The sequence below is a fragment of the Arthrobacter sp. Dra40 genome, assembly GCF_059091905.1.
Genome location: NZ_JBNHHB010000166.1, coordinates 1 through 11,260, shown reverse-complemented (window position 1 = coordinate 11,260; position 11,260 = coordinate 1). Strand labels below are relative to the sequence as shown.

The following is an 11,260-nucleotide window of genomic DNA, read 5'->3' as shown; positions in this document are numbered from 1 at the left end:
GCTGATGCCCGCCGCGAGGTTGGTCACCAGCGAAATCCCGAAGACTTCCATGCCGGCGTGGCGGGCGGCGATTGCCTCCAGAGCCGTGGACATGCCGACCAGATCCGCCCCAATCCGCCTGGCATACTGCACTTCCGCCGGAGTCTCGTAGTGCGGGCCGGGGAACTGGGCGTACACGCCCTCGTCCAGGCTGGGATCGACTTCCCGGGCCAGGCCGCGCAGCCGCTCCGAATAAAGATCGGTGAGGTCAACGAAGGTGGCACCTTCCAGCGGAGACGTTGCCGTGAGGTTGATGTGGTCGCTGATCAACACCGGTGTACCTGGCGCCCAGGCAGGATTCAATCCGCCGCAGCCATTGGTCAGGACCAGAGTCTTGCACCCTGCCGCAGCGCCGGTCCGGACCCCGTGGACGACGGCGCGGACGCCTTTGCCCTCGTAGTAGTGGGTGCGGGCGCCGAGCACCAGCACGCGCTTGCCGTCAGGCGCCAGGACGGAGCGGATGGTGCCGACATGGCCCTCGACCGCGGGGGCGGAGAACCCAGGAATGTCTGTGGCCGGGATGGTGTGCGTGGTTTCGCCGATGAGGTCGGCGGCTTCGCCCCAGCCGGAGCCGAGCACCAGCGCCACGTCATGGGCGGAAGCGCCGGTCTGCTCAGTGAGGAATGCGGCTGCCTCGGCGGCCAGTTTAAAGGGATCTGTAGTCACAGCACCTAACCTACCCGCTGCCCAACTGCTGCTGAAAGAAGAGGCAGGCATGGCCGTCGTCGCAGTGGCGGGACGGTGGCGCGCGGCCGATCCGGGCAGAGGCAGGCATCGCCGTCGTCGCAGTGGCGCTGCGGTGGTGTTCCGATTGCAGCGGCGCAGCCTACGGCCTTAGGTGGTCGTCGCAGCGGCGGGGCAGACCCGTGCGGCTGTCCTCGGCCGCGGCCAGGTTGAGGCGTTGCTGGGCATGCGACAGAATGAAGTGCGTGACTAGCCAAATAGATTTCAGTGCCCCGCGTCTGGCGATCCTGGGCGGGGGCCCCGGCGGATATGAGGCGGCCATGGTGGCCAACTCGCTGGGCGCCAAAGTGACCATCATCGAACGGAAGGGGCTCGGCGGCTCCGCCGTCCTGACCGATGTGGTGCCGTCCAAGACCCTGATCGCCACCGCGGATGCCATGCGGCGGGTCGCCAGCGCCCACGAGCTGGGGGTGCGTTTTGATGAGAACTCCAACGCTGCCTACGCTGATCTGCGTACCGTCAATGACCGGCTGCTGAAGCTGGCCGAGAGCCAGTCGGCGGACATCCACCACGGGCTGGAGCGCGCCGGCGTGCGCGTCATCCTGGGCGAAGGCAAGCTGTCCGGTCCGAACTCCATCGCTGTCACTACCGACACCGGGACCGAGACAGTGGCCGCGGATGCCATTTTGATTGCTACCGGTGCCACCCCGCGTGAGCTATCCACCGCCAAGCCGGACGGCGAACGCATTTTCAACTGGACCCAGATTTACAACCTGACCGAGATTCCCGAGCATCTGATCGTGGTCGGTTCGGGCGTGACCGGGGCGGAGTTCGCCTCTGCCTACCGGATGCTCGGCACCAAAGTCACCTTGATCTCCTCGCGTGACCGGGTGCTGCCGGGCGAAGACGCTGACGCCGCCGCCGTGCTTGAGGACGTTTTCGCACGCAGCGGGATGACGGTGCTGTCCAAGTCCCGGGCAGCCAGCGTGGAACGAACCGACGACGGCGTGCTGGTCACCTTGGCCGACGGCCGTGTGGTTGAGGGTTCGCATTGCCTGCTCGCTGTCGGCGGCGTTCCCAATACCGCCGGCATCGGGCTGGAAGAAGCCGGCGTGGGCCTGACCGAGAGCGGCCACATCAAGGTGGACGGCGTCTCCCGGACCACGGCGTCGAACATCTATGCCGCGGGAGACTGCACAGGCGTCCTCGCCTTGGCCTCGGTCGCGGCGATGCAGGGCCGCATCGCAGTGGCACACCTGCTGGGCGACTACGTCAAGCCGCTCAAGCTCAAGCAGGTGGCGTCCAATATTTTCACCAGCCCGGAGATCGCCACCGTGGGGGTCACCGAGGAGGAAGTTGCCGCCGGAAAGTATCAGGGCGACATCATCAAGCTCTCGCTGGATACGAACGCGCGGGCCAAGATGATGAACGTCTCCGACGGCTTCGTGAAGATCATCGCCCGGCGCGGCTCCGGAACGGTGATTGGGGGAGTTGTGGTGGCTCCGCGCGCTTCCGAGCTGATCTTCCCGATCGCGATGGCCGTCACCCAAAAACTCCACGTGGACGATATCGCGAACACCTTCACGGTGTACCCGTCGCTGACCGGCTCGATATCGGAGGCCGCGCGGCGCCTGCACGTGCACCTCTGAGCAGCGGGTGCCTCCGTCATTCCCGATATTATTTGCGCCACATTGTCGGATTCCGGGTCTATGATCGTCAATAACAATGCATTGAAACGATGAACCGAATCGGTCAGTTGGGGGACAAAGATGAGCGAGCAGCGTACTGCCGTCATTGTGGAGGATGATCTGGACATCCGGGAGTTGATCTCCACGGTGCTGTCCAGTTCCGGATTCACGGTTCACACCGCGTCTTCCGGGATGGAAGGCGTTGCTGCCATCAAGCGCCACAACCCGGATGTTGTCACCCTCGATCTCGGTTTGCCGGACATCGACGGCTTCGAGGTTGCCCGCCAGGTGCGCCGCTTCAGCGACACCTACATCATCATGCTCACGGCCCGGGCCGAAGAGCTGGACACGTTGCTGGGCCTGGAAACCGGGGCGGATGATTACCTGACCAAGCCGTTCCGCCCGCGTGAACTGCGCGCCAGAATCACGGCGATGCTGCGCCGTCCCCGCAGCACCAAGAACGACGACGGCGGTGCCTCCCTCGACGGCGCTGCGCCCCGTGAAGGCGGTGCCTCCCTCGACGGCGCTGCGCCCCGTGACGGCGTGGCACCCGTGGTCGTCCCCGGGCGGCCGGCAGGTACAGCGGCTGCTGCCTCTGCCCCGGAACCCGTCCTGCAAGGTGCAGGTGTTGGCGCCGGCGGACATGCCGGCCTGCAGTTGTCACCGGCAGCCGGTAGCCGGCCTGCTGCCCTCGGAGGGGCGGCTGCGACCGCTGAGATGGGCTCTGGGCTGGCATTTGCTGCGGTGGCGGAAGAATCCCGGCTCGCCGAGGGCGTGCTGGAGCACAACGGTATTGTGGTGGACAGCCGGGCCCGCACCGTGATCCGGTCCGGCCGCGAACTGGAATTGACCCGCAGCGAATTCGATTTGCTGTATGCCCTGATGGAAAGCGGCCGCGTGGTGCGTACCAAGGCCGATCTGGTCCGACGGTTGCGCAACGAGCCCTACAACACCGGCGGCTATATTTCGGATTCCGACGAACGCACCATTGAAGTGCACATGGCGAATCTGCGCCGAAAGCTCGGCGACGACACGAAAGCACCCCGCTGGATCAAGACAGTCCGCGGGGTGGGCTACAGCCTGGCCCCGAAGCGCTGACAGTCCGCAGGTGGGCTACAGCCTGGCCCCGAAGCGCTGACAGTCCGCAGGTGGGCTACAGCCTGTCCCCGAAGCGCTGACAGTCCGCTTACAGACGCACGAACAGCGCCAAGCGCTCTAGCAGCGCCAGGCAGACGCGCTACTGCGCTGAGTGGATGGTGCGCAACTGCGCCGTCGTGGTCATCCCGCAGGTGCGCAGTTCGTCGAGAAGAGTAGCTGCTGCCTCAAAGAGCTGCCCTTGGACCAGGCACTCGAGATGCTCCGCCATTTGGCCGAGCCGTCCGGCGCCAACCATGCTGCTGGAAATCTTGAGGCTGAGGATCGCGTCCATGGCGTCGTCGGCATCCCTGGCGAGGATGGCGTTGGAAACTCTCCCATATCGGTGTTCCCACAGCCCGACATAGTTGCCGATAAAGTGGCGGCGCATGCTGCCATCGTGATCGCCGAGGTCGGTGGCCAGTTTCTCGAGCACCGCAGATGAAACCAGCGGCAGCTCGGTGATTGCAGTCATGCCGACCCCTGTCGACCCGAAGCGGAGGAACGCCCGGAAGAGAGCATCGGGCGGTGCCCCTTTCAAACTGGTTGCGACGTCGAACTACCTACCATCGTAGGCGACTGCGGAGAGTAACCCGGCCGCGGGGAGGGAACTTTGGCTAACTCTTGGACACAATTAGCCTCCTGCTTCAGGGGCGTCGGCTTAACCTGCACCGGAAGGAGGCCGACTCGGCTGTCCAAACCTCCGCGCAGCACTCTTTGGCGAAACCTGAGCAAATCTTCAGTCGAGGGCCTGCAGACCTTAAGAGAGGTGGGTCACAGTGGTGTCAAAGGTCCCGAAGTTCACCCAAGCCTGGCGACCTGGTCTCCGTTAGTCCACCATCCGCTGGGAGCAGCTCCAGCACCTTGATCCGTCCGGAGGGGAGTGCCCCGGACAATAAGGTGCTGGGGCTGCTTCCTTATGGCCGGCCGAGACCGGCCCGCCGAAGCGCTTCAGCCATGGCGGTGTCTGCGGAGGCGGCGGGACCCGGGGTACGGCCGGTGCCTCCGTTTGGCTTTCGGCTGTCGCGGCGCCCGCTCCTGCCACCGGCGGCGCCGGGACGCGCTGCTCCCGCCCCCTGCCCGGGAGCCCCCGCCGTCCCTTGGCGGGTTTCCCCGGAGCGGCCTGGGCGGTCCGAGCCGGGCTGCCGCTGGCCGCGCGTGGGCGCCTCGTCGTCGAGCCGCAGTGTCAGGGAGATGCGCTTGCGCTCAGCATCGGCTTCGAGGACCTTGACCTTCACGACCTGGCCGGACTTGACCACGTCGTGGGGATTCGACACGAACTTGTCCGACATGGCGGAGATGTGGACCAGGCCGTCCTGGTGTACGCCAACATCGACGAAGGCACCGAACGCGGCGACGTTGGTCACCGTGCCTTCGAGCACCATGCCTGGTGTCAGGTCTGAAATCTTCTCCACACCGTCGGTGAAGGATGCGGTGGTAAAGGTCGGCCGTGGGTCACGGCCCGGCTTCTCCAGTTCGGTGATGATGTCCACCACCGTGGGCAGCCCGAAATGGTCGTCGACAAACTGCTGCGGGTCCAGCACAGCCAAGGACTGGGCTCCGCGCGCCGCCGCCGCGGCTGTAGTGCCGGCGGCGGCAAGGATCTTACGCGCCACACCGTAGGCTTCCGGGTGGACACTGGACGCATCGAGGGGCTCGGCTCCACCGGTGATGCGAAGAAAGCCCGCGCACTGTTCGAATGCCTTTTCGCCCAGCCGCGGGACCTTCTTCAGCTCGGCGCGCTTGGCGAACGGGCCGTTGGCATTGCGGTAGGCCACAATGTTCTCGCTCAACTGTGTGCCGAGGCCGGCCACACGGGACAGCAGCGACGGAGAAGCGGTGTTCAGGTCCACGCCGACCGCGTTAACGCAGTCTTCGACCACAGCGTCCAGGGACCGCTCCAGCTTGCTGGCGGTGACGTCGTGCTGATACTGCCCGACGCCGATGGACTTCGGGTCGATCTTCACCAGTTCCGCCAGCGGGTCCTGCAGGCGGCGGGCGATGGAAACGGCGCCGCGCAGTGAGACATCCAGTTCGGGCAGTTCGGCCGACGCCAGGGCAGACGCCGAGTAGACCGACGCGCCGGCCTCGGAAACCACCAGCTTTTGCAGCTTGCGGGCGGGGTCCATCAGCTTGATCAGCTCGGTGGCCAGCTTGTCGGTTTCCCGCGAAGCGGTTCCGTTGCCGATGGCGACCAGCTCGACGGCGTGCTTCTCTACCAGCTTGGCGAGGGTGGCGAGCGAGTCGTCCCACCTCTTGGCCGGAGCGTGCGGGTAGATGGTCTCAGTGGCCACCACCTTGCCGGTGCCATCGACGACGGCCACTTTCACGCCGGTGCGCAGCCCCGGGTCCAGCCCCAGGGTGGCACGGTTTCCAGCCGGCGCGGCCAGCAACACGTCGCGCAGATTCGCTGCAAAAACGCGGACGGCTTCATCTTCGGCTGCGGTGAACAGGCGCACGCGAAGGTCGATGGCAAGCTTGACCAGGATCCGGCGCCAGCCCAGCTGCGCGGTTTGCACCAGCCAGCGGTCGGCGGGCCGGCCGCGGTCCGCGACACCCAGCCGGGACGCCACGGCGTTCTCGAACCGGCCGCGCGCCTCCGTGAAGCCCTCGGCATCGGCGGGATTTCCCTCGCTGATGTCCAGATTCAGCACGCCTTCCTTCTCGCCCCGAAGCAACGCCAGCACGCGGTGCGACGGGAGGCCCGCCGGGTCCTGGGCGAAGTCGAAGTAATCGGCAAACTTCTGTCCGGTTTCCTCCTGACCTTCGCGTACTTCGGCCCGCACCAAGCCCTGCTGCCACAGCCGCTCCCGCAGTTCGGAGACCAGATCGGCATCCTGGCTGACCCGTTCCACCAGAATGGCCCGCGCACCGGCCAAGGCATCGGCGGGCTCATTGATGGCGTGCTCGGTGTTGAGGAACTGTGCCGCCGCTGACAGCGGATCCTGCGTGGGGTCCGCCAGCAATCCTTCTGCGAGCGGCTCCAGTCCGGCTTCGCGGGCAATCTGTGCCTTCGTCCGCCGCTTGGATTTGTAGGGCAGGTAAATGTCCTCCAGTCGCGCCTTGGTCTCGGCGGCGTTAACGGATGATTCCAGCTCAGCAGTCAGTTTGCCTTGCGCGGCTATGGCCTCCAGTACGGCGCGACGGCGGTCTTCCAGCTCGCGCAGGTAGCGCAGCCGCTCCTCGAGGTCGCGCAGCTGCGCGTCGTCCAACGTCCCGGTGGCTTCTTTGCGGTACCGGGCGATAAACGGGACGGTGGCACCGCCGTCGAGCATTTCCACGGCGGCCTTGACCTGCCAGGCGTTAACGCCGAGTTCGTGGGCCAGCTGGGCGTGGAGCCTCGCATTGAGCGTGGCCGGATCTACAGGCGGCAGGGTCGTCACGGGGGCGGTCTGGGCGGGCGCGGATGTTTCGGTCACCGATCCATTGTGCCGTATGCGCTGGCTGCCCTAGGGGCCGGGATAGTAGAAGGTGTAGTCATCGTAGGGGTCACGCCAGCTGGATTCGTCGCGCTGGATGCGCCGGACAGCGCCACCGGGAACCCATGCAGTCCGGGCAGAACCATGCACATCCATCCATTTCACCTGCACGCTGGTCCGGTCCCAGGAGACGGCTTTGGCATCGATGGTCTGGCCGTCCAACGTCACCCGAACGTACGGCTCGCGGCAGTAGGGCTCGCGTGTGGTTGCCGGGCGGTGGGCGTTGGCACGCACTCCACGGCCGTCGGCGGCCCTGGTATAGCTGCTGGCGGTAGCGACATCGACTTTGTTCATGGCGCCAGCATGTCATCCGGTCCGGACACTACGGCGGCACAGCGGTGCGGGGCTGCCTTAGTATCCGTATCCGCCGGATTCCTTGGCATTTTCGGCCGCTGCTTCCCCCTGCACATCCTTGGAGTCCGGGCCCGCGGTGTCCATGGGATTTTCGGGTTTCGTGCTGTTCTTGTCGGTCTGCTCCGAATCCTCTGGAGTTGTGGGTTCCTCGCCCGTGGGGCCGTTTTGTTCGTCGCCGTTGGTCATGATGTTTCCCTTCCCGGATGGGCACCAATATCGCCCTGAGCAGTACTGGGGGTGTCCGACGTTCTTCAGCGTAGGCCGATGCTCAGTATGCTGTCTACATCGGTGGCAAGGGCCCCTGAGGAAGGAGCCGGCGGCCATGTTTTCTTACATCAACGCAGCGGCCGGGCGCAGTCTGGCCATTGTCTTTTCGGCGCTGAAGATGTTGCGTCCCGTGCGGCCCATCCACTCCCTGGGACTTGAACTGGAAGGGCGGCTGGAGCGACTGGGAACGCCCACCTCCAGCGGCATACCGTGGCTGGATCAACCCGGTAGCAACGACGTCGAAGCCAGGCTTTCGAGATCGGTCGGGCTGCCGCCGCGTTTTCCTGACATTATCGGGCTCGCGCTGCGCGTCAGCGTCGACGGCAAGCCTGCCGATCTTTTGCTGGCGTCCACCGGCACCTCTCGTGCCGGCCGTTACGTGCTTCGGCCGCGTCGAGACCTTCGAACCGGGGCATTGACCACGTTGATGCCGTACCAGGGGGCACATGGGCCGGTGCAACTCGCCGCGCGCACGCTCAGGCCCGGCGTTCGGCTTCCGGCAGATCGCGGTGGATTCCGGCGGGCGTTGGGCAACGAAGAGTGGACCCTCGGCCTGTATTACGGCCAGCCACGGGGCCGGTGGCAGATGTTTGCCACTGTGACTTTGCGGCCCTCGCCGGGCGGAGGCGACACCGCCGTGCGCTTCGATCCGATCCTGAACCGGTTGCCGGATGCTGCAACCTACGGGTGGATCGAAAAGCTGCGCGAGCCGTCCTACGCGGTCTCCCGCCGGGAGCTGCCTCACAAGTAGCTGCCATGAGCGCAGGCCCGGGCCGCTCAGTGGGTGGAACCAGGCCTGCCCGTCACGTCCGCAATCCAGCTCCTCAGCATCCGGGAGGCTGCTGCCGGGTCCTCCTCGGGCCACCAGTGACCGGCGTCAACGACGACGATTTTCAGTGTCGCCACCCAGTGCTCCAGCCCGTCCACCAGTCGGGGAGACAGGAACGGGTCCCTGCGGGGGACCACTACCTGCACGGGAATGCGGCAGCGGACCGACAGAGCCCGTCGCCGGTACCAGTTCGTCCGGTACAGGGCGAGCCCCCGGGCGCCGTTGTCGCCGATCCTCCGGCCGGCCCGGCGCTCGTACAGCCGGGTCAAGAGCAGCCGCCAGACGAGCTCCGGGAGCGCGGGCACCTGGAACCCGACGACGTACGAGCTGCGCAGGGCCTGGCCTGCCGCCTGCGGCCACAAGCGAGGTGTGCGCAACCTACGGCGGAACCAGCGATGGAGGTGGCCCAGATCCGGCCCGGAAATGCTGGTAAAGCTGAGGATCCGGCCAGCGGCACGGCTGTCCTGAACAGCTGCCCAACCTTGGATGGAGCCCCAGTCGTGTCCCACAAGATGCACGGCGCCGGTGCCAACGGCGTCGATCACCGCGAACAGATCATCGACAAGAACGGGCAGCCGGTAGGCACTGCGGTCGGAGTCCTTGGTCCGCGATGCCCCGGCGTTTCGGGTGTCATAGGCGATCACCTGGAAATCGTTGCTGAGCGAGGCAATGAGGGATGAGAAAACGGAATGGTCGTCCGGGTAGCCGTGGACGAGCAGTACGGCTGGAACCCCGGCCGCGGGCGTGGGGCCGTAACTGTAGACGGCCAAGCTCGCATCGGGGCGCGTGACCGTCCGGTGCCTCTCTTCAGCCATCTTCGAAATTCCCCCTATGCAGGCCCCTCAACGGTACGTGCCCAGACTACGGCCGGCCGGCCGCCTTCGGGAGCTCATTTGTCCGCAGCAAACAGCGAGCTTTCACCGGAGCGCTCGCGGAGGGGCTGGCGTGGCCTTCGCGTCCGCTAGCACACATGTCCACATGATGAAACAAATGTCCGGATCGCGGACTGCTCTGACTAGAATTCTTGGGTTATCCCATCGAGCGAAAGCCGACATTCCATGTCTACACCAGCATCAGCGCCCGCGGGTGCGCCGGCAGCGCCGGTGAACTCCCGGGGCCGCGTCATTGTTGCCAGCCTCGTTGGCACGTCCATCGAGTTTTACGACTTCTATGTCTATGCCACGGCAGCCGTGCTTGTCTTCCCGGCGCTGTTCTTCCCGAATGCCAGCGGAGCCGTTGCGCTGCTGAGTTCCTTCGCGGTCTTCGGCGTGGCCTTTATTGCCCGGCCGCTGGGGTCCATCATCTTCGGACACTTCGGCGACAAGTTCGGCCGCAAGGGAACGCTGGTAGCCTCGCTGCTCACCATGGGCATCGCCACCTTCCTGATCGGCTGCCTGCCGACGGCCCAGGTGGACGGCTGGTCCTTCTGGGCTCCGGCCCTGCTGGTGGTCATGCGCTTCGCCCAAGGCCTGGCCCTTGGCGGCGAGTGGAGCGGTGCGGCTCTCCTGGCGACCGAGAATGCGCCGGCCAACAAGCGGGCCATCTACGGCACCTTCCCGCAGTTGGGGGCCCCGATCGGCTTCATCATCGCCAACTCGCTGTTCCTGGTGCTGAGCATCAACCTTGCCAACGAGGAGTTCATGGCCTGGGGCTGGCGCATTCCGTTCCTGGCCAGCGCCGTGATGGTGATTATCGGACTGTGGGTTCGCCTGAAGCTGGTGGAAACCCCTGCCTTCCAGAAGGTCGTGGACAAGGGTGAGGTGACCAAGCTGCCGCTGGGGCGCGTTTTCAAGACCAGCTGGCGCCAACTGATCCTGGGTACGTTCATCATGCTGGCCACTTACGTGCTGTTCTACCTGATGACCACGTTCACCCTCTCCTACGGCACTGCCGCGACCAACGAGCAGGACGCAGCCGCCGCGGCGAAGGCAGCCGGAAAGCCATTCGATGCGGATACCTTTGCCGCCGGCCTGGGCTACGCCCGCAATGATTTCCTGCTGATGCTGATCATCGGTGTGGTGTTCTTCGGGATCTTTACCCTGGTGTCGGGTCCGCTGGCGGAGAAGTACGGCCGCAAGAAGACCCTGATCGGGGTATCCCTGGGCATCATGGTCTTCGGCCTTCTCTGGGTCCCGCTCTTCGGCGGAGGCTTCGCCGGCACGATGGCGCACCTGATCATCGGCTTCACCCTGATGGGTCTGACCTTCGGGCCGATGGGCGCCATTCTGCCCGAACTGTTTCCGACCAATGTCCGGTACACCGGTTCGGCCGTGGCGTACAACTTCTCCTCCATCCTCGGCGCATCGGTGGCACCGTTCATCGCCGTCGCGCTGTGGCAGGCGGCCGGGGGCAGCACGGTCTTGGTGGGCCTGTACCTCAGTGCCGCCGCGGTCTTGACCCTGATCGCCCTGTTCCTGACCAAGGAAACCAAGGACATGGACTACGAGAACCAGTCCAGCTGACGTTGGAGTTGGATACACGGGAGGACCCGCGGTTGCCGCGGGTCCTCCCGTGCGTTTAAGTGTGTACTTCGCCGGATTCGGGAACGCCAGCCCCGCCGTGCCTGTCGGAGGTGGGAACTTCCTTCGCCGGTGCGGCAGCCGCAAAAGGCCGGACCTCCATCCCCGGTGCGGCAGGCGCAGGAAGGCTTACTTCGGTCTGTCCGAAGGCGGCAGGCAGCGAGGCGAGAGCCCCATGGAGCGGGCAACGCCCGGTCGGGTCGGGGCCGCAGAGACAGCAAAAGGCCCGCCGCCCCATCGGGGACGGCGGGCCCGTACTGCTTAAGG

The 11,260-nt window shown here is 65.7% G+C and carries 10 protein-coding genes; 4 read left to right on the top strand and 6 right to left on the bottom strand.

Annotated features, from left to right (window positions below):
• On the bottom strand, nt 1–756 hold a 756-nt coding region (locus AC5RWT_RS29285), incomplete at its 3' end, for a purine-nucleoside phosphorylase (RefSeq protein WP_494083267.1).
• 212 nt (nt 757–968) lie between these two features.
• On the opposite strand from AC5RWT_RS29285, the gene AC5RWT_RS29280 reads away from it, so the two are divergent.
• Both AC5RWT_RS29280 and AC5RWT_RS29275 read left to right on the top strand, forming a co-directional pair.
• Complete coding sequence (locus tag AC5RWT_RS29280; protein WP_493968234.1) at nt 969–2,372, top strand: NAD(P)H-quinone dehydrogenase; 1,404 nt, start codon at nt 969–971, stop codon at nt 2,370–2,372.
• Nucleotides 2,373–2,492: 120 nt separating this feature from the next.
• Nucleotides 2,493–3,509: a response regulator transcription factor gene (locus AC5RWT_RS29275; RefSeq protein WP_494083266.1), complete on the top strand. Its 1,017-nt coding sequence runs from the start codon at nt 2,493–2,495 to the stop codon at nt 3,507–3,509.
• 139 nt (nt 3,510–3,648) lie between these two features.
• Here AC5RWT_RS29275 and AC5RWT_RS29270 read toward each other — a convergent pair whose 3' ends face one another.
• The 4 genes from AC5RWT_RS29270 to AC5RWT_RS29255 all read right to left on the bottom strand — a co-directional run bounded on the left by AC5RWT_RS29270 (nt 3,649) and on the right by AC5RWT_RS29255 (nt 7,564).
• Entirely contained in the window at nt 3,649–4,020 is a 372-nt protein-coding gene (locus AC5RWT_RS29270) for a hypothetical protein (RefSeq protein ID WP_494083265.1), read from the bottom strand.
• 442 nt (nt 4,021–4,462) lie between these two features.
• Nucleotides 4,463–6,928 (bottom strand): Tex family protein, encoded by a 2,466-nt coding sequence (locus AC5RWT_RS29265; protein ID WP_494083268.1) that lies wholly within the window; start codon nt 6,926–6,928, stop codon nt 4,463–4,465.
• Nucleotides 6,929–6,994: 66 nt separating this feature from the next.
• Nucleotides 6,995–7,318, bottom strand: a complete 324-nt coding sequence (locus AC5RWT_RS29260) for a hypothetical protein (RefSeq protein ID WP_494083264.1) — start codon at nt 7,316–7,318, stop codon at nt 6,995–6,997.
• Nucleotides 7,319–7,375: 57 nt separating this feature from the next.
• Nucleotides 7,376–7,564, bottom strand: a complete 189-nt coding sequence (locus AC5RWT_RS29255; protein WP_494083263.1) for a hypothetical protein — start codon at nt 7,562–7,564, stop codon at nt 7,376–7,378.
• Nucleotides 7,565–7,700: 136 nt separating this feature from the next.
• Here AC5RWT_RS29255 and AC5RWT_RS29250 point away from each other — a divergent pair, with 136 nt between their 5' ends.
• Nucleotides 7,701–8,396, top strand: a complete 696-nt coding sequence (locus AC5RWT_RS29250) for a hypothetical protein (RefSeq protein WP_494083262.1) — start codon at nt 7,701–7,703, stop codon at nt 8,394–8,396.
• Between the two features lie 26 nt (nt 8,397–8,422).
• Here the strand turns inward: AC5RWT_RS29250 and AC5RWT_RS29245 are convergent, their stop codons facing one another.
• A complete protein-coding gene (locus AC5RWT_RS29245; protein ID WP_494083261.1) occupies nt 8,423–9,289 on the bottom strand; it encodes an alpha/beta fold hydrolase in 867 nt (288 codons plus the stop codon).
• Nucleotides 9,290–9,532: 243 nt separating this feature from the next.
• Between AC5RWT_RS29245 and AC5RWT_RS29240 the strand changes: the two genes are divergently transcribed.
• Entirely contained in the window at nt 9,533–10,936 is a 1,404-nt protein-coding gene (locus AC5RWT_RS29240; RefSeq protein WP_493968227.1) for an MFS transporter, read from the top strand.
• Nucleotides 10,937–11,260 lie beyond the last annotated feature (324 nt).

Bases quoted from the DNA above. Each gene is read 5' to 3' on its own strand.
- AC5RWT_RS29255 (WP_494083263.1), bottom strand. From the start codon at position 7,564: ATGACCAACGGCGACGAACAAAACGGCCCCACGGGCGAGGAACCCACA.
- AC5RWT_RS29260 (WP_494083264.1), bottom strand. From the start codon at position 7,318: ATGAACAAAGTCGATGTCGCTACCGCCAGCAGCTATACCAGGGCCGCC.
- AC5RWT_RS29275 (WP_494083266.1), top strand. From the start codon at position 2,493: ATGAGCGAGCAGCGTACTGCCGTCATTGTGGAGGATGATCTGGACATC.
- AC5RWT_RS29240 (WP_493968227.1), top strand. From the start codon at position 9,533: ATGTCTACACCAGCATCAGCGCCCGCGGGTGCGCCGGCAGCGCCGGTG.
- AC5RWT_RS29270 (WP_494083265.1), bottom strand. From the start codon at position 4,020: ATGACTGCAATCACCGAGCTGCCGCTGGTTTCATCTGCGGTGCTCGAG.
- AC5RWT_RS29250 (WP_494083262.1), top strand. From the start codon at position 7,701: ATGTTTTCTTACATCAACGCAGCGGCCGGGCGCAGTCTGGCCATTGTC.
- AC5RWT_RS29245 (WP_494083261.1), bottom strand. From the start codon at position 9,289: ATGGCTGAAGAGAGGCACCGGACGGTCACGCGCCCCGATGCGAGCTTG.